The sequence below is a fragment of the Neotamlana nanhaiensis genome (assembly GCF_000943555.1).
In the GTDB taxonomy this organism is placed as follows: domain Bacteria; phylum Bacteroidota; class Bacteroidia; order Flavobacteriales; family Flavobacteriaceae; genus Neotamlana; species Neotamlana nanhaiensis.
Map to the genome: position 1 here is coordinate 63,771 of NZ_JTDV01000002.1, position 19,797 is coordinate 83,567.

The 19,797-nt window shown below is 34.1% G+C and carries 15 protein-coding genes; 9 read left to right on the top strand and 6 right to left on the bottom strand.

Annotation, left to right across the window (positions count from 1 at the left end; genetic code table 11):
- Positions 1-116 precede the first annotated feature (116 nt).
- Positions 117-2,069 carry a beta-N-acetylhexosaminidase gene (locus tag PK35_RS03515; protein ID WP_117624645.1) on the top strand — a complete coding sequence of 651 codons (1,953 nt, stop codon included), beginning with the start codon at positions 117-119 and terminating at the stop codon, positions 2,067-2,069.
- Positions 2,070-2,144: 75 nt separating this feature from the next.
- On the opposite strand, the gene PK35_RS03520 is transcribed toward PK35_RS03515, so the two are convergent.
- Positions 2,145-2,588 (bottom strand): DUF3157 family protein, encoded by a 444-nt coding sequence (locus PK35_RS03520; protein ID WP_044625319.1) that lies wholly within the window; start codon positions 2,586-2,588, stop codon positions 2,145-2,147.
- 132 nt (positions 2,589-2,720) lie between these two features.
- Here PK35_RS03520 and PK35_RS03525 point away from each other — a divergent pair, with 132 nt between their 5' ends.
- Positions 2,721-3,149 (top strand): putative signal transducing protein, encoded by a 429-nt coding sequence (locus tag PK35_RS03525; RefSeq protein WP_044625320.1) that lies wholly within the window; start codon positions 2,721-2,723, stop codon positions 3,147-3,149.
- Here the strand turns inward: PK35_RS03525 and PK35_RS03530 are convergent.
- Positions 3,125-4,621, bottom strand: a complete 1,497-nt coding sequence (locus tag PK35_RS03530) for an aminotransferase-like domain-containing protein (protein WP_044625321.1) — start codon at positions 4,619-4,621, stop codon at positions 3,125-3,127. The two genes, PK35_RS03525 and PK35_RS03530, sit on opposite strands and share 25 nt — an antisense overlap.
- 71 nt (positions 4,622-4,692) lie before the next feature.
- Here PK35_RS03530 and PK35_RS03535 point away from each other — a divergent pair, with 71 nt between their 5' ends.
- Positions 4,693-6,519: a TonB-dependent receptor plug domain-containing protein gene (locus PK35_RS03535; protein ID WP_044625322.1), complete on the top strand. Its 1,827-nt coding sequence runs from the start codon at positions 4,693-4,695 to the stop codon at positions 6,517-6,519.
- Positions 6,520-6,594: 75 nt separating this feature from the next.
- Here PK35_RS03535 and PK35_RS03540 read toward each other — a convergent pair whose 3' ends face one another.
- On the bottom strand, positions 6,595-7,344 hold the full coding sequence (locus tag PK35_RS03540; protein WP_044625323.1) for a uroporphyrinogen-III synthase: 750 nt from the start codon (positions 7,342-7,344) through the stop codon (positions 6,595-6,597).
- Positions 7,345-7,365: 21 nt separating this feature from the next.
- Positions 7,366-8,013 (bottom strand): DUF4271 domain-containing protein, encoded by a 648-nt coding sequence (locus tag PK35_RS03545; RefSeq protein WP_044625324.1) that lies wholly within the window; start codon positions 8,011-8,013, stop codon positions 7,366-7,368.
- Positions 8,014-8,126: 113 nt separating this feature from the next.
- Here PK35_RS03545 and PK35_RS03550 point away from each other — a divergent pair, with 113 nt between their 5' ends.
- The 3 genes from PK35_RS03550 to PK35_RS03560 are packed head-to-tail and all read left to right on the top strand — an operon-like array spanning position 8,127 to position 10,780.
- Positions 8,127-8,849: a polyprenol monophosphomannose synthase gene (locus PK35_RS03550; protein ID WP_044625325.1), complete on the top strand. Its 723-nt coding sequence runs from the start codon at positions 8,127-8,129 to the stop codon at positions 8,847-8,849.
- A gap of 6 nt (positions 8,850-8,855) precedes the next feature.
- Positions 8,856-10,202 carry a dihydroorotase gene (locus PK35_RS03555; protein ID WP_044625326.1) on the top strand — a complete coding sequence of 449 codons (1,347 nt, stop codon included), beginning with the start codon at positions 8,856-8,858 and terminating at the stop codon, positions 10,200-10,202.
- Positions 10,199-10,780 (top strand): DUF4296 domain-containing protein, encoded by a 582-nt coding sequence (locus PK35_RS03560; protein WP_044625327.1) that lies wholly within the window; start codon positions 10,199-10,201, stop codon positions 10,778-10,780. Before PK35_RS03555 ends, PK35_RS03560 begins: the two co-directional genes overlap by 4 nt.
- Here PK35_RS03560 and PK35_RS03565 read toward each other — a convergent pair.
- Positions 10,758-11,765 carry an NAD-dependent epimerase/dehydratase family protein gene (locus tag PK35_RS03565; RefSeq protein WP_044625328.1) on the bottom strand — a complete coding sequence of 336 codons (1,008 nt, stop codon included), beginning with the start codon at positions 11,763-11,765 and terminating at the stop codon, positions 10,758-10,760. The genes PK35_RS03560 and PK35_RS03565 overlap by 23 nt on opposite strands.
- 86 nt (positions 11,766-11,851) lie before the next feature.
- Here PK35_RS03565 and tyrS point away from each other — a divergent pair, with 86 nt between their 5' ends.
- From tyrS to PK35_RS03580, 3 genes are all read left to right on the top strand, one after another.
- Positions 11,852-13,147: a tyrosine--tRNA ligase gene (tyrS, locus tag PK35_RS03570; protein WP_044625653.1), complete on the top strand. Its 1,296-nt coding sequence runs from the start codon at positions 11,852-11,854 to the stop codon at positions 13,145-13,147.
- 160 nt (positions 13,148-13,307) lie between these two features.
- Entirely contained in the window at positions 13,308-15,668 is a 2,361-nt protein-coding gene (locus PK35_RS03575) for a hybrid sensor histidine kinase/response regulator (protein WP_044625329.1), read from the top strand.
- 180 nt (positions 15,669-15,848) lie between these two features.
- Complete coding sequence (locus PK35_RS03580; protein ID WP_044625654.1) at positions 15,849-18,437, top strand: phosphoenolpyruvate carboxylase; 2,589 nt, start codon at positions 15,849-15,851, stop codon at positions 18,435-18,437.
- Positions 18,438-18,530: 93 nt separating this feature from the next.
- On the opposite strand, the gene PK35_RS03585 is transcribed toward PK35_RS03580, so the two are convergent.
- Positions 18,531-19,778 (bottom strand): ammonium transporter, encoded by a 1,248-nt coding sequence (locus PK35_RS03585; protein WP_044625330.1) that lies wholly within the window; start codon positions 19,776-19,778, stop codon positions 18,531-18,533.
- Between the last annotated feature and the right edge of the window lie 19 nt (positions 19,779-19,797).

The following is a 19,797-nucleotide window of genomic DNA, read 5'->3' on the forward strand; positions in this document are numbered from 1 at the left end:
CAATATGCCGCAATGAAAGCTTTTAAACAATTTTTATGCATAAACTCCTTACCTTTTTTTACCTACTCACGTTATCGTGCTGGTCACAAAACCCAATACAGTCCTCATTAAACTTAATGCCTTGGCCTCAAGAGGTTCAAGAAAATGAGCAACAATTTACGGTTACCCCAAATTTAACCATTGCCATAAACGGACCATCAGGAATGCGTGTGCCACATACAGCAACATCTTTTCTAAGGCGTTTAAGCAACCGCAGTGGCGTGTTTATAAATGAGGGTTTTCCGGCGCCTTTTAGCAACGATTCTACGGCAAGCATAACTGTAAATTTTAAAACCATTGCTGCTTTATCTATTGAAACCGACGAGTCTTATAACCTACAAGTAACTGCCAACGGCATTTCCATAAATGCCACCACCGATGTTGGTGCTATTCGCGGTTTAGAAACCTTACTACAATTACTTGAAAACGATGCAACATCGTATTACTTTGTTGGTGTAAACATTACCGATGCGCCTCGTTTTGTATGGCGCGGATTAATGATTGATGTATCTAGACATTTTCATTCGGTTGACGTTATAAAACGCAATTTGCGTGCTATGGCTTCGGTAAAAATGAATGTGTTTCATTGGCATTTAACCGACGATCAAGGTTTTCGGGTAGAAAGTAAAACCTATCCTAAATTGCATACTGTAGCTTCCGATGGCTTGTATTACACCCACGAACAAATAAAAGACGTGGTTGCTTACGCCAATAAATTAGGTATTCGTGTTATTCCAGAGTTTGATGTTCCAGGGCATGCCACAGCTATTTTAACTGCTTATCCAGAATTGGGTAGTAAACCCGATGCCTCATACACCATTGAACGTTTTTCGGGTGTGTTCAACCCGACTTTAAATCCTATTATTGAAGACACCTATACTTTTTTAGAAAATTTGTTTACTGAAATTGCTCCGCTTTTTCCAGATGCTTATTTTCATATTGGTGGCGATGAAAACGCTGGTAAACATTGGAACGAAAATGAAGCCATTCAACAATTTAAAGCCGATAACAACCTTGCTACAAATCATGATTTACAGACTTATTTTAATATTCGATTAGAAAAAATCCTGAACAAATTAGGTAAACATTTAGTGGGTTGGGACGAAATTATGACACCAAATATGCCAAAAACTGCTGTAATTCATTCTTGGCGCGGAGAAAATGAAGGACTTCAAAAAGGCGGCACTTTAATTGAAGCGGCACAAAAAGGTTACAAAACCATACTTTCAAATGGTTTTTATATCGATCGTATGGAATCGGTTATAAAACATTATCAAACCGAACCTATTGGAACTATTAGCCTTTCGGCGGAAGAAGAAGCTTGTATTTTAGGTGGCGAAGTAACCATGTGGAGCGAACTTGTTACCTCGTTAACCATAGATTCAAGAATTTGGCCACGAACCGCTGCCATTGCAGAACGTTTATGGTCTAACAAAACCGTTACCGATGTAAATCACATGCTAAAACGTTTACAGGTTATAAACTACAACCTTGAAGCTGTTGGTATTACACATTTAAGAAACAAAGCTGTGGTTTTAAGAAATTTAACGAACAACCAAAATATTGACGCTTTAAAAACCCTTACCAACATTTGCGAACCTTTAAAAATTTATAGCAGAAACGAAGGTGGCACCGAATACAAAACCTATTCGCCATTTACTTTATTTGCCGATGCTTGTACCGCAGATGCTATGGATGCATTGCAATTTAATCATTTGGTAAAACACTTTTTAGCAGACAAAAATGAAGCGACTTCAGCAGAGATTAAAATACTTTTAACGCGTTGGGCAGACCAATATGAATTATTTTCAAAGCTTGAAAAAAATCCGAAGTTAACGCCTTTAGAACCTTTATCATTAAATTTATCTCAGGTTAGCGCAACATTGTTAAACTTACTTAATGGTAAAAAAGTACCGAAGAAAACATTAAAGGAATGCAAAAAGCAAATCACACTTTTGAAACAACCTTTCGCAGATACCGAATTGATGATTGTTAACAATTTAGAATTGCTGTTTGAAGCTTTAAAATAAATTAAAACATTGTGGCAAGAAGAATCACGATTTTAAAAAATGGTATGGCACTTCGACTGCGCTCAGTATGACTTTCTAAAACAATTTACCAGCTTCAATAACATTTAAACCAACACGTTTGTACTTTACAGATTTTCCGTTAGCACAAAAAACGTAAACCGCTTTACTTTTTTGCTCCGATACCGATATTAAAACAACATCGTTTACGGTGCAATTATGGTCTTTTGCAACTTTTTCTTTAACATGATTCATCGTGGCGCGTCCTTTTTTAAGCTGCGATTGTATTTTTTTGTTGAGTTTAGGTTCTTCAAAATCGGCACCGAGGTTACAACCAGCATCTTTAGCTTCAGTTAAAGTTGCTACTTGTTGGTTATTCTCTGTTGGCATATCGATATATTCCCAAGTAAAATCGGCTTTTAGTAAAACACGACGGCCATCTTCGGTTTTTACAATGTAATTGTTTTGCGAAAAGCTAAAAAATGACACCAAAAATACGGCTAGGAATAGGAGGTTTTTCATATCAGTTAAATTAAAAACATGGTTAAAGATATGAATTTATTATTCTAGGTACTCAAAAACAACTCTCGTAATCTGAATAGGTTCATTAAGTTATCTTTTTATCAGAATTTTTTTATTAAATTTGATACTAACATGAGTGAGACGTTTAAAACCATAGCACGATTTCAATATTCAACCGAAGCTCAAATCATAAAAGGTCGGTTGGAAGCAGATGGTATAAACGTGTTTTTATGCGATAATATTACTATCGATACCGATCCTTTGGTTAGTAATGCTATTGGTGGTGTAAAACTTAAAGTTTTGTCATCTCAAGTAGAAGAAGCCCAACAGATTTTAAGCTCTATAAAAAAATATTCTACCGACGATGAAGGCAATAACATGAATTGCCCAAGTTGTAAAGGAGAAAAAATAGTATTGATTTCTACTATAAAGGACTTAAAATCGCTTTTCGCTTTTATTTTTGCACTTATAGGTAATTTGTTTGTAACAGTTTTGCCCGTGTACACGAAACATAAGTTTAAATGCGAAGATTGTAATTACGAGTTCGACACTTCTGCATAGGCTTCCTTCAACTTTTTCACTACAATTTCAATTTCAGTGTCATTTAAATGTCCGAAACCAAACCTAATGGCGCAGTTATTTTGGTCTTGGTATAAAATGGTTTTTGGTAAAAACAAATCGTATGTATTGGCAGCTTCAGCAAGTTTAACTAACGAAATTTTAGTTTTAAACTCTAGCCAAATGGCTAATCCGCCACTGGGTATTTTATAGGTTACAATATTATTTAAATGTATATCCAATTGCTTACACAACCAATCGCGACGTTGTTTATAGGTAACCACATTCTTTTTTAAAAGGCGGTAAATTTCACCTTCGTAAATTAATTCAGAAAGCATTTGTTCTTGAATTAAATCGCCTTGTTCATCGAGGAGCTGTAAATAGTTTTTGGCTTCGGAAATTAAATTTTCGGGCGCCACCACAAACCCGGTTTGAAAGCTAGGAAACAACGATTGCCCCAACTTGCCCAAATAAATGACCATTCCATTAGCATCGGCACTGGCCATAGGTTGCATAGACGAACCATCGAACTGAAAATCGTAATCATAGTCATCTTCAATAATCGCAAAACCATAGGCTTTTGCCAATTGTAGCAACTGCAAACGGCGTTCGGCACTTAAAGAAACCGTAGTTGGGTAATCTCTATTCGCGCATATGTACACACACCTAATGCGGTTTTTTACAAAATGTGTTTTAATGTAATTAATATCGAGTCCGTTATTATCAACAGGAACGGTTCTAATAGTCGCACCAGCTTGTTGAAAAATCATGTTTGCCGAATAATTACTAAGTTGCCCAACCAACACCACATCATTAGGTTTTATAAGCAATTGCGATACAATGTACAAGCTCATTTCGGTACTTCGCGTGCTTACAATATTGTTGGACTTTATATGAAAACCACGCGTTGTATTTAAAAAATTGCATAGTTGGGTTTGAAACAAGCCATACGACGATTCGTTAGTTGTATTCCATTTACTTACCAAATTGTTTCGCTTCATGGCAGCGCTATACCAACGTGAAAATTGATGTACCGGATGCAAACGTAAATCGGGTTTACCATCGTTAATACTATAGTTTGCTTCCGAAGTTTGTGCGGTTGGCGATAAATGAAACGATTTTTGAAACGGAAAGCCCGTAGTTTTTGAATATTGATAAGCCTCATTGATAGCTTGCGCTGAAGCCTTAATTTTTGTAGTATTTGCTTCAGGAAATAACACAAAAGTACCTTTGTTTGCTTGAATTTCTACCCAACCTTGCGACGCTAATTCGTCGTAAATGGCAACGGCAGTGTTTCGGTGTACTTTTAATAACTGACTTAAAACACGGGTTCCTGGTAATTTATTTCCTTTTGATAAATACCCGCGCTGAATGGCATTTATAATTTGCTGTGCTACTTGAATGTAAACAGGTTGCGCCACCGATTTATCGTAAGTAATGAGTTGTTTTAAAAGTTGTTCAACCGGACTATTCATGGTTTTTAAACTGGACTATCATAATCGTCCGGAAAGTTACGATTTTTGCGTCATCAAAATGAAATCAACTAATGAAAAATAAAATTACTGCATTTGCAGCTTTTGCTTCAGCAATTTTAGGCTTACAGGCACAAGAACAAACCACTAAAATCGACTCGCTTCAAGAAGTGGTGGTCACCTCATCGCGAATAGATCTTCCTTTTAAGGAAAACTCTAGAACCATAACTATTATTTCTTCCGAAGACATTAAAAAAAGCGCCGCGACAAACTTTGCCGATGTGCTACAGCAGTTTGCTGGCGTTGATATTCGTCGTCGTGGTACTGCGGGTAGTCAAGCCGATTTATACATTCGCGGTGGTAATTTCGATCAAACTTTATTACTTATTGATGGTGTAAAAATGGACGACGCACAAACTGGTCACCATACCATGAATGCTGCTTTACCGCTTGAAGTTATTGAGCGTATCGAAATTATAAAAGGTCCTGCAGCGCGTGTTTTTGGACAAAATGCATTTAATGGTGCCATAAATATTGTTACTAAAAAAGACTTAAAAAATACGGTTTCAGTTAAACTAGAAACAGGCTCGTTTGGGCAACTTAATGCTGGTGTAACGGTTGGTACAGAATTAAAAAACTCGTCGCATATTGTACATGTCGATAAATTATCGTCGGCAGGATACCGCCATAACACCGATTACGATAACAGCAATTACTTTGTAAAATCGGTCTTTAATAAAAACGGACAAGCCATTGAAATGACCACTACCTTCCAAGAGCGTAAATTTGGTGCTAATGGATTTTATGCACGCGCTAGTGCTACCGAGCAATATGAAGAAACTCAAAACAGTTTGTTGGCGTTTGCAACCACTTTTAAAAACGAAAAATTAACGTTTACACCACGTGTATATTGGAAACGTAACCAAGATGAATATGTGTATTTACGTAACGACCCAACCGTCTACAGAAACTTGCACATTACAAACAAAATAGGCGCTGAGGTTAACGCTTCGTTACAATCTAATTTGGGTGTTACTGGTTTTGGTGTAGATGTGGCTAAGGTTTACATTACCAGTAATAATTTAGGAAACCATAACCGATTAATGACAACCGCATTTCTAGAACACCGTTTTAGTGCATTTAATGATGTTTTAGATATTACACCAGGTGTTGCCGTTACTTATTTCTCGGATTTCGATTTTTATGCTTTTCCAGGTTTAGATGTAGGAGCAAAAATTACCGATAATTTAAAAGCCTACGGAAACATTGGGTACACCTACCGCATACCAACGTATACCGATTTGTATTATAATGATAGTAGTACCGTTGGAAACCCTGATTTAGAGGTTGAAGAAGCTTTTTCACAAGAAATTGGTTTAAAATACTTTTCAGCAAGATTTACAGGATCGGTTGCTGTTTATAATCGTGATGCTAAAAACTTAATCGATTTTATTCGCCCTAGTACAGATACCGAAGTGTTTACCGCAACCAATATTGCCGTGGTAAATACCAAAGGTATTGAAACCAATGTGGCTTATAATTTCAACCTTAATGGCTACAAACAAACATTGGCTTTAGGTTACAACTTTTTAGAAGATAATATTTTAGACCAAAACGAGGAACTTTCGCGTTACTCGCTAAATACGTTAAAACACCACTTTACCACTAGACTAAGCACACAATTATTTAAGAATGTAAGTCAGAACATTGTTTACAAACATGCTGAGCGTACCACAGGCAGCAGTTATAATGTTTGGGATGCTTCGATTGCTTTAAGCTTAAAAAGTTTAGAGTTTAGCTTAACCGCAAACAACATTTTTAATGCCGACTACATCGAGGCTGGATTTGTACCCATGCCACCAGGTAATGTGTTATTTGGAATGCGATACAGTTTTAAATAATTTAATTGCACTAAAAACAAAAAGAGGTCGTCTAATTTCTTAGACGACCTCTTTTTAATTATTTCATAAAACACCTTACTTCGCTTTATTAGCTTTTTCAATATACTTTTCTAAAGCCATAGTCATCGATGGTGTTTCTGGTGTTGGTGCTGCAATATCTACACGCAACCCTTTTTCTTCAACAGCTTTAATAGTTGTATTTCCAAAAACGGCTATTCTGGTATTATTTTGTTTAAAATCTGGGAAATTTTTAAATAATGATTCAATTCCCGACGGACTAAAAAACACCAATACATCGTAAGTTACATTTTCTAAATCCGACAAATCGCTAACAACGGTTTTATAAAACGTTGCCTGTTTCCAGTTTACACCTAAAGCATCAAGTGTTTGTGGTACTTCAGGTTTTACTTTATCGGTATTTGGTAAAAGGAATTTTTCATCTTTATACTTCTTAATAAGTGGTGTAAGTTCTGCAAATGTACGTTTACCTACATAAATTTTACGCTTTCTGTAAACCACATATTTTTGAAGATAATAAGCCACCGCTTCACTTTGGCAAAAGTATTTTAAAGTATCAGGCACTTTAAAACGCATTTCTTCGGCTACTCTAAAAAAATGATCAACAGCATTTCTACTAGTTAAAATAATAGCGGTGTAGTTACTTAAATCAATTTTTTGTTGTCTTATTTCTTTAGCCGAGACACCTTCTACGTGAATAAAAGGTCTAAAATCAATTTTTACACGCTGTTTTTCTTGTAAATCAAAGTAAGGCGAGTTTTCTATTTTAGGTTCTGGTTGAGATACTAAAATGGTTTTCACTTTCATATTAAGCGCAATTAATTTGTGTTATTTACTAATAAACACCTTATATAAAATTACATAGGGTGCAATTTCGAGAGCGCAAAGATACAAAATAAAATAGAATATGTTATTTTTTATTACACTTTGATACGTTTTAAATGAAGCAATTACGCCTATTAAATTAAGAATTAACAATAAAATTATTATAACATAAAATATGGTTAATGTAGGTTTTAGCGTATAAATTAACAAGGCATTAACTGGTAACAAAAACAACCCTAAAAAGTTTTTAAACGTAATTTTTTGAAAAATATAATAATCAATTAATTTATCAATTTGAAAAACACTTGCAATTAGGCGCTCTAACAGCACTTTTATTAAAATAAAAACCGTTATACCAACGGCTATTTTAAACATTAAGTTTATTGAAACCTTATGCGTATCGTAAGCAAACTGGTAAAAAACATAAAAGAAAACCGATAACGACAGTATTAAATTACCAAACAGTAAACCATCAAACTTATCTAAAAACTTTTGGTCGCGCGAGTAAATTTTAAGGTATTTATTATTTACCAAAACAATAATAAAATCTTCGAAACGCTTTGGAGACACCATTTTAGCCACAGCCACAACCATAAATCCTACGGTTAACAATATGGTAAATAACTCGTTTGAAACAAGGGTTCTAATCATGCTATAAAATTATCACATTTTTTTTAGATTGATTTTATTAAGGAATAATTAAAAAGAATAAAATTTGAATAGCTTACATTTGCTAAAATTTATTTGAAAAGAAAAGCGATATTATGGTTGGGGCGGTAGTAATTATTCCTACTTATAACGAAATTGAAAATATTGAACCTATTATTAGAGCCGTTTTTAGTCAGTCGAACGAAATACATATTTTAGTAGTTGACGATAATTCGCCCGATTTAACAGGAAAAAAAGTTGAAGACTTACAAAACGACTATCCTAACCGACTTTTTTTAGAAACGAGAACAAAAAAATCAGGATTAGGTACCGCATACATTCACGGATTTAAATGGTGTATCGACAAAAAATACGATTACATTTTTGAAATGGATGCCGATTTCTCGCACAACCCATCCGATTTACCTAAACTTTACAAAACCTGTCATAACGACGGCGCAGATATGTCTATTGGTTCGCGCTACGTTACTGGCGTAAATGTTGTAAACTGGCCAATGGGACGTGTATTACTATCGTATGTAGCATCAAAATACGTACGTTTAATTACAGGTATGAAAATTCACGATACCACGGCTGGTTTTGTATGTTACAAACGCATTGTATTAGAAACCATAAACCTCGATAAAATTAAGTTTATTGGTTATGCTTTTCAAATAGAAATGAAATTTAAAACCTATTTAAAAAAGTTTAAAATTACCGAAGTTCCTGTTATATTTACTGACAGAACTCGGGGCGAATCTAAATTAAGCGGCGGCATAATTTCGGAAGCTATTTTTGGAGTAATTTCCATGAAAATAAAGAGTTTGTTTACAAAATAAAGCAACATGACAGCACAAACTACACTAATAAAAAATGCCAAAATAGTTAACGAAGGTGCTATTTTTAATGGCGATGTATTAATTGAAGGCGCGTTTATTACAAAAATAGACACATCAATAAGTGCAAAATCATCTGATGTAAAAATTATCGATGCCGAAGGCAAATATTTACTACCAGGTGCTATCGACGATCAAGTTCATTTTAGAGAACCAGGTTTAACGCAAAAAGCCAACATTGAAACCGAAAGTAAGGCTGCTATTGCTGGTGGCATTACCTCGTTTATTGAAATGCCAAACACCAAACCGCAAACTACAACCATTGAAAAGTTAGAAGAAAAGTTTGCTATAGCAGCAAAATCATCGTACGCTAATTACTCGTTTATGTTTGGTGGTACAAACGATAATTTAGATGAAATATTAAAATTAGATAAAAGTGCCGTTGCTGGTTTAAAATTATTTTTAGGCTCATCAACAGGAAATATGCTTGTTGACGACCCCGAAGTACTCGAAAAAATATTTAAAAGCACCAATTTAGTCATTTCGGTGCATTGTGAAGACGAAGGCACAATTAAACGAAATCTGGAAGCTCATATTGAAAAATTTGGCGACGATATTCCTATTAAATACCATCCCATTATTAGAAGTGAAGAAGCTTGTTATTTATCATCATCAAAAGCTATTGAGTTAGCTAAAAAAACAGGCGCACGTTTACATGTTTTTCATTTATCTACAGGAAAAGAAACAAGTTTATTTAGCAATAAAATTCCGTTAAAAGACAAAAAAATCACAGCCGAAGTTTGTATTCACCACCTTTGGTTTACAGATGAAGATTACGACAAAAAAGGCACCTTTATTAAATGGAATCCTGCAGTAAAAACAGCAAAAGACCGCGATCAACTGTGGGAAGCTTTGCTTGATGACCGCATTGATGTTATTGCAACCGACCACGCACCACATACTTTAACCGAGAAAAAAAACGTTTATACTAAAGCACCTTCTGGTGGTCCATTAGTACAACATGCTTTACCAGCGCTTTTAGAAATGCATCATCGCGGTAAAATTTCTATCGAAAAAATTGTTGAAAAAATGTGTCATAATCCAGCCATTTTATTTCAAGTTGAAAAACGCGGATACATTAAAGAAGGCTATTTTGCTGATTTAGTTTTGGTAGATTTAAATAACCCATGGACCGTAAACAAAGACAACGTTTTATATAAATGCGGTTGGTCGCCTTTTGAAGGATCAACATTTAAATCGAGAATAACGCATACTATTTTAAATGGTAATTTGGTATATCATAATGCTAAATTTAGCGAGGTAAAACATGCGAAACGATTAACTTTTAACCGATGAAATTAAAAACCGTTATTGCCCTTTTTAGTGTTTTAGTTTTTTTAGGCTGCAACAAAATTAAAGCACCCGAAAAACCAGACAACCTAATTTCGAAAGAAAAAATGGTTGCTATTTTAATTGACTCTAAAATTATTGGTGCTGCAAGTTCGGTTGATAAACGTATTATGAAAGAAAACGGTGTTGATGTTAACACCTATATTTATGAAAAACATAATATTGACAGTTTGCAATTTGCTTTAAGCAATAACTATTATGCATTTCATGTTAAAGATTATAAAAATATTTACGAGCAAGTAAATGATAGTCTAGAAGCCTTAAAAGCTGCATTTAAAGTGCAGGAAGCCGAAGAATGGAAAAACACCACAAAAAAGGAAGAAGACTCTATAAAAGCGATACAAGCCACAAAAGACTCTATTGATTTCGCGGCAAAAACTGGTAAATCGAAAATAGAAATTAATAAAGATTCGATTTTTAAAACGCGCCAAAATAAATTAGACTCTATAAAACCATTATTAAAAAAAGGTTTGCGAGCACACCCTAAAAACCCTAAGTTAATTAATCCTGTTTCAAGTAAATAGCTCCAATTTTAGCAATAGTTTCATCAATTGATGTAAACTTAAAATCCAAAGCTTTTTTTATTTTGTCACTTTCATAAAACGTATCGGTAGTGAGCGACACCACGAGGTGTTTAGTAAGTTGCCTGCGTTTACCTGTAATTTTACTTAAAAACCAATCGAAGCGCCATGCTAAATTTAAAAGCCAAGGTTTAGCCATTTTTTCAGGAAGTTTTCCATTTACCGATGTTGCTAAAGCTTGTAAAAAGTTTTTATACCTCCAATTTTCGGCAACTAACACAAAACGTTCATTAGTTATAGTACTTTCCATTAGCTGCAACATAACAGTTACCACATCATTTACAAACACAAGACCAACAGTTCCAGACGTATAATACGCTATCCCCTTTTGGGCTCGCTTAAAAAAATTACCTGTGCCGTAACGCCAAATACCAGGACCTAAAATTAAACCTGGGTTTACAATTACTGCATTTAAACCTTCTTGAGTGGCACGCCAAACTTCCATTTCGCCTCCATATTTCGTTATGGCATAAACACTATTATCGCTTTCAGGATTATAAATAGTAGCTTCGGTAATGGGTTTATTATTTAGCTCGTCGCCCAAAGTTGCTATCGAACTTACATAACACAATTTTTCAATTTGGTGTTGTAACGCTAAATTCACAATATTAGCAGTACCTTCAACATTCGTTTTTTTTAACACACCATATTTATCGGGCTCAAAACTTACAAAAGCAGCACAGTGATACACTTTAGTAACACCCTTAAATGCTTCACTTAAAGCTGGAATATCTAAAATATCGGCTTCAACCCAATCTATTTTATTAAATAAGGTTTCCACATCGTTTGTATAACAAGAAAACACGCTTTTTACATTACCAAACTTGCGCTCGTTTCTGTAAATAGCACGCACATTTTGGTTCGTATTTACCAACTTAAAAAGCAAATGTGCGCCTACTAATCCAGTTCCTCCTGTTACTAAAATCATATAACGAATGTAAAGAATTATTAAGAATTGAAGCGTATTTATAAGTGTATTTTTATATTTGCGGTAGTTTTAAAAAATTGATGAAAATGGTAAAGAATTTTGTTGAAGAATTAACTTGGAGAGGCATGATACAAGACATTATGCCAAACACCGAAGCACATTTATTGGAAGCTATGCGAATGGCTTATGTTGGTATAGATCCTACGGCAGATTCTTTACACATTGGGCACTTAGTAGGTGTTATGGGTTTAAAACATTTCCAACTGGCAGGCCACAAACCTATTGCTTTAGTGGGTGGCGCTACGGGTATGATTGGCGATCCTTCGGGAAAATCGGCCGAACGTAACTTACTTGACGAACCTACTTTAAGACACAATCAAAACGCCATTAAAGAGCAATTATCACGCTTTTTAGATTTTGATAGCGATGCCGAAAATGCAGCTATTATTGTGAATAACTACGATTGGATGAAAAACTTTTCGTTTTTAGAGTTTATTCGCGATGTTGGCAAACACATTACCGTAAATTACATGATGGCCAAAGATTCGGTAAAAAAACGTTTATCGTCTGAAGCTTCAGTTGGTATGAGTTTTACCGAGTTTACATACCAATTAGTACAAGGTTTCGACTTTTTACACCTATACCGCGATAAAAAATGCACTTTACAAATGGGTGGTAGCGACCAATGGGGAAATATCACCACTGGTACCGAATTAATTAGACGTATTGATAGCGGTAAAGGTTTTGCTTTAACTTGGCCACTTATTACCAAAGCCGATGGTACCAAATTTGGAAAAACCGAAGGCGGTAACATTTGGCTAGATGCCAACCGTACATCACCTTACAAATTTTACCAATACTGGCTTAATACTAGTGATGTTGATGCCGAGAAATACATTAAAATATTTACTTTTTTAAGTAAAGAAGATATCACTGCTTTAATTGAAGAACACCAACAAGCACCACATTTACGTGCTTTACAAAAACGTTTAGCCGAAGAAATTACAACCATGGTACACTCTAAAGAAGATTTAGACAATGCCGTAAAAGCAAGTAATATTTTATTTGGAAAATCGACATCGGAAGATTTAAAAGGCTTAAACGAACAAACCTTTTTAGATGTTTTTGATGGTGTTCCGTTAACTCAAATTAATAAAGAAGATATTGAAAACGGCTTAGACATGATTGCTGCTTTAGCCGATAAAGGCAACTTTTTAAAATCGAATAGCGAGGCACGTCGTGCTTTAAAAGAAAACTCAATTTCTGTAAATAAAGAAAAAGTAAAAGACGATTACACCTTAACTACGGCCGATTTAATTAACAACAAATTTATTCTACTTCAACGCGGTAAAAAGAACTATTTTGTGCTTCAAATGGTATAATTTATTATTTAAAACAAAACTAAATAACTGATTTTTAAATAGTTTTAAATAATAATTACCCTACAAAACCGATGAAAGAACGCTATTTTTATGTTTTAGGCTAATAAAAAATTATAAAAAGATAATTTAAATTAGGTTTGTGGCTGTTAATGCCCCAAACATGAAACATCTTTTAATAGCAACCTATTTTATAGGTTTAGGCTTGTTTGCCCAACAACAAGTTTTCGATACCCAGCAAAGTAAAGGTAAACTTTACGAATATGCCCAATTTACAAATGTTGGCGATTCCATTTTTAGTATAAACAACATACTAGAAAAACAAAACTTACAATACCAACCACTTACTACAGATTATCATAGCTTAGGTTTTACAACCAGCAATTATTGGGTGCGGTTTAATATAAAAAACAGTAGCAATCAACCAAAATCGTTTTATTTAGAAACAGGTCGTCCTATTACGGATGTAGCCAATCTATATCAAATAAATGGATCGACTATTCATACTTTTAAAAGTGGCGACAAAATTCCCATAAACGATAAACAGATTAAACATCGCGCTACCATTTTTAAATTAAACTTACCTCCTAACGAGGTTCAAGAGGTATATATTCATTTATCTAGCGATGGCGAAACCATTAATTTACCATTAAACCTGTATAGCGAAACCGAGTTTTTACTATTAAATTACAAACAACAATTATTTCTTGGTTTGTTTTATGGCCTGCTATTTTTAGCAACTATAATCTACTTATTTTTTTACACCAGCCTAAAAAAGAACACCTTTTTGTATTATGGTCTTTATGTATTATCTATTGGTTTAATGCAAGCAGCCTTAGATGGTTTATTACACGAGTATATATTTACCCAAGGCGGCTATATAAACGATCGGTTAGTTTTAATAACAGCATTGTTTTCAAACTTTTTTCTATTAAAATACAGCAAATGTTTTTTAGATGTAAACACCCATTTAAAAGGGTTTAAAAAAGCCTACAACATCGCTTACGCCTTTATAGGAATTTGTTTTATTTTACTTTTTATAAACAAGAAAACTCTAGAAATTGCATATCCTTTAAGTAATTTAAACGGCTTATTTAGTCTGGTTTTAATACTCGCCACCTCATTTACTATGCGATTTAAGCGTATAAAAATCGATCCGTTTTTCTCGTTTGGTATCTTCTTTTTAGTTATTGGATTATTAGGCTTTGTAATGAATAATTTAAGCTTATTACCAAATAACTTTTTTACACTTAACAGTGCCAAATTTGGCTCAGGATTCGAGGTTATTTTTCTGTCGCTTTCTATGACCAATTTAATTAGAAATTTACGCTTAGAAAAAGAAACATCACAAGAAGAAGCCTTAAATAAATCGCAAGAAATAAGTGCATTAAAAACCTATTTCATGTCCAACATGAGCCATGAATTACGCACGCCTATTAACGCCATTATGGGCATTGCTGAAAGCGAACTTACTAATTTAGAAAACAATACAGACAGAAAACCCTACGAAATTATAAAAAACGCCTCATTAAGCTTATTAAGCAACGTTAACGATATTTTAGATTTTGAAAAAATTGAAAAAAACGAGCTTCAATTGGAACCTTCAGAGTTCAGCCCTTCAATAAAAATAAATCAAATTAGCAATAATTGGAAAGCTGAGGCTTTAAATAAAGGTTTAGACTATATTTTTGAAATGGATCCTGAAATTCCATCACATGTTATTGCCGACGAAAAACGCTTCATTCAAATAATAAATAAAGTCTTATCAAATGCGGTAAAATTCACCAAAACAGGCAGTATTTATTTTAAAGTAACATGTTTAAAACAACCTAACAACTTGTGTCGTTTTTCATTACAAATCTCTGATACTGGTGTTGGCATAAAGGCTGAGGCTAAAAAATCTATTTTCGACAGTTTTAGTCAAATGAAATTAAACCATAAACGTCAATTTGGTGGTATTGGTTTAGGCTTAACTATTGCAAAAAAAATTATAGAACTATTTAATGGCCAAATAACCATTGAAAGTGAGGAAAACCGTGGTACCGATGTATTTATAGATTTACCTTTAAAAACCATTGCAAAAGAACGTATTTTAGATTTACCAAAAACCAACAAACCTCCTTTACATATTCTTGTGGTTGAAGACAACAAGCTTAACCAAATGGTGATGCGCAAAATTTTAAGTAGCGAACCTAATTTTACGTTTGCAATCGCGCATAATGGACATGAAGCTTTAGAGACCTTAAAGAAAGACATCTACGATTTGGTTTTAATGGATTTGCAAATGCCAATTATGGATGGCTATGAAGCCACCGAAATTATTAGAAAAGGTGGTATAGGAAATGCCGTAATAAATATTCCTATAATTGCAGTTACAGCAGATGCTTTGCCTGAAACCAAAGCCAGAGCACTTCAATTAGGCATGAATGACTACCTTACAAAACCTATTGATAAAGATTTGCTTATCAATAAAATTTACAATAACTACTACGCAAAAAACAGCAAAACCCTTAAAATTGCTTAGAAAACAACTTATTAAAAAATTGCTAGATCGTTAAATTTTAACAACAAAAACCGAAATTTATTTAACAAAAAATAATTAAGCGTTAATTAATTAAAATAATTAATAAAACTTAGAGTTTCCTTCGTAGTTTAACTTTTGCTTTAGTACTTTTATGTTTCATTGTCAATAGAAAAAGAACATATGTCTGTAGAGCCAAAATTAATCCGATTTAACCAAAGCGTCCTTTCAAAGTATCAAATATATAACAGTATATTTATGACTTTGCCTTTTGATGCTGTAACAAAAACCGGTGTCCTCTTGCCTTTATTTCATGAAACTTGCGAAAAAGGTTTTAAACAAGGAGACGACCCAACAACAATAGTTGATACCTTTTTTAAAAAATACCAAGCTAGAAGAAGCAAAGAAAGTCAAATAAATTTATTGTTTCGCTTTATACAATACATAGAACGCCAAGTTGTACTTTTCGATGCTATTGAAGATGCTGCTTTCCCAACAGTAAACAACATGGAAGGCATTGGTACACTGCGTAACTTAAAAGAAACCGCAACCTCTGAGCATAAACTAGCTGAGCTAAAAGAGTATTTAGAAGAATTTAAAGTGCGTATTGTATTAACAGCGCACCCAACGCAATTTTACCCAGGCTCGGTTTTAGGTATTATTACCGATTTAACCGAAGCCATTAAAGAAAACGACCTTAATAAAATAAATAATTTATTTGGGCAATTAGGTAAAACACCATTTTTTAAACGCGAAAAGCCAACGCCATACGACGAGGCTAAAAGTTTAATTTGGTATTTAGAAAACGTGTTTTACAAATCGTTTGGAGATATTTACAACTACATTCAACAAAATATTTACGACGATAGTAAAAAGCACAACGAAATTATAAATATTGGTTTTTGGCCAGGTGGTGATAGAGATGGTAACCCTTTTGTTAAACCAGATACTACCTTAAAAGTAGCCGCAAAACTTAAACAAGCTATTTTAAAGAAATATTATAGCGATTTAAAAGATTTAAGACGCAAATTAACTTTTAGAGGTGTTGAAGAGCGTGTAATAAAGCTCGAAACCATCATGTACAATTACAGTATAAACCAAATAACAAGCGACACCTTAACAGCTAAAGAATTTATAAAAGAATTATTAAGTATTCGCGATTTGGTAGTAAGCGAGCATCAATCGTTGTACGTAAGCGACATCAATAATTTAATAAACCGCGTACATTTATTTGGCTATCATTTTGCAACTTTAGATATCCGTCAAGACAGTCGCATTCACCACTCGGTATTTACCACGGTAATCGATCATTTAATTGAAAAAGGAAACTCATCGTTCCCTAAAAATTATCACGATTTATCTGAAGCTGAACAAATTGAAATCCTATCGAAAGCCAACGACGATGTTCACGATTTAGATGCTTTTGAAGACGAAATGGTATGTAATACTTTAAAAACCATTTCAATAATTAAAAATATACAACAAACCAATGGCGAACGTGGTGCTAACCGTTACATAATTAGTAACAACCAAACAGCACTAAATGTTATGCAATTATTTGCAATGCTTAAAATGGTTGGTTTTAAAGATGAATTAACCGTAGATGTTGCGCCACTTTTTGAGACTATTCCAGATCTTGAAAATGCCCCAAAGGTAATGGAGCAACTGTATACCAACGAAGCGTACATGGCACATTTACGAGCACGCGGAAGCAAACAAACCATCATGCTTGGTTTCTCTGATGGTACTAAAGATGGTGGATATCTCATGGCAAACTGGGGTATTTACAAAGCCAAAGAATTGCTAACCGAAATGTCTAGAAAATACGATATTACAGCCATTTTCTTTGATGGTCGTGGCGGACCACCAGCACGTGGTGGCGGTAAAACACACAACTTCTACTCTTCATTAGGCCCAACTATTGAAGATAAAGAAGTACAAATTACCATACAAGGACAAACCATTAGCTCTAATTTTGGAACTTTAGATTCATCACGTTACAACTTAGAACAATTAATTAGTTCTGGTATTAAAAACAGAATTGGTGGCGATAATCACTTATCGAAAGAAGACACCTTAGTTATGGACGATTTAGCTGAAACCAGCTACCAAACCTATAAAGACTTTAAGAGTCACCCTATGTTTATTCCGTATTTGGAGCGTATGAGTACTTTAAAATACTATGCCAAAACCAATATTGGTAGTAGACCATCGAAACGTGGAAAATCTGATAAATTAATATTTTCAGATTTAAGAGCTATTCCTTTTGTAGGTTCATGGAGCCAGTTAAAACAAAACGTTCCTGGTTTTTACGGTGTTGGTACTGCTTTAAAGAAGTACGAAGATAATGGAGAGTTTGAAAAAGTAGAACAACTTTATAAAAACTCAAAATTCTTTAAAACACTACTTGAAAACAGTATGATGTCTTTAACTAAATCGTTTTTCGATTTAACCAAATACATGGCAAAAGACGAAGAATTTGGAGCTTTCTGGAATATTATTCACGAAGAATATTTAACCACAAAACGCTTATTATTAAAGTTAACAGGTTATAGCGAATTAATGCAAAACGAACCTGCTGGTAAAGCATCAATACAAGTAAGAGAATCTATTGTATTACCATTGTTAACCATACAACAATACGCTCTTAAAAAGATTCAAAATTTTGACAGAGAAGGTGTTCCTGCCGATGACAAAGAACGTAAAGTATTCGAAAAGATAGTAACACGTTCGTTATTTGGAAACATTAATGCGAGTAGAAATTCGGCTTAATTCTTTCAAATTGAATCAAAAAAAAAGGATGTAAATTTAAAACTTACATCCTTTTTTTATCTATGACTTTAAGCTTAAAAAGCTATCCGTTTATTAATGCTCATTCAATCTAAAATCTGGATACGCATCCATACCATGCTCATGCGCATCTAAACCTTCAACTTCTTCTTTTTCAGACACGCGAATACCCATAGTTTTCTTAAGTGTAAAAATAATTATAAACGCTGTCACAACACAGAACACTCCATAACTAGCAACACCTACTAACTGTATTAAAAATTGCTCTACACCTGCTTTTGCTCCAAAAATACCAACAGCTAACGTCCCCCAAATACCACATGCTAAATGCACAGCAATAGCACCAACAGGATCATCTAATTTAATTTTATCAATTAAGCTTACAGCAAATACAATAATAGCACCAGCAATAGCACCAATTAAAATAGCATCGGTAGGACTCATTTGGTCAGCACCTGCAGTAATACCTACTAATCCGCCTAAAATACCATTTAAAAACATAGTTAAATCTAAATTTTTATACATAACGGTAGACACTAACATAGACACCACACCACCAGCTGCTGCAGCTAAACAAGTAGTTACAAGTACCAAAGAGGTTAATTCAGGATCGGCAGACAATACCGAACCGCCATTAAAACCAAACCAGCCTAACCATAAAATTAACACACCACCAGTAGCTAATGGAATATTATGACCAGGAATAGCCTCTGGTTTACCCAATTTATTAAATTTACCAATTCTAGCTCCTAGCAACCAAACCGCTATTACAGCAGCCCAACCACCAACTGAATGCACTAAGGTAGAACCTGCAAAATCGTAAAAGCCTTCGGTTTCACCGATAGTAAATGTAGATAAGAAACCACCGCCCCATTGCCATGAACCAACTATTGGGTATACTAAGCCTACATATACTAGAGTAAATATCATAAACGGTACAATTTTCATACGCTCTGCAACAGCCCCAGAAACAATGGTTGCTGCCGTAGCTGCAAACATACCTTGAAATAAGAAATCGGTCCAGTAGGTGTATCCTTCGTTATAAGTTAAATCTAAAGCACCTTCGGTAGTTAATGGTGCATCTAAACCAAAACCTGCAAACCCTATAAATCCATTAAACTCTCCTGGATACATTAAATTAAAGCCCACTAAGCAATATAACAGCAAGCCTATTGTGATAATAAATATGTTTTTAAAAAGGATGTTTATTGTATTTTTTTGTCGTGTTAAGCCTATCTCTAGCAATGCAAAGCCCATGTGCATAAAAAAGACTAAGGCTGTACAGATCATCATCCATACATTGTTTGTTGTAAATATTTCCATGTTTTAGTTAATTAGTTTT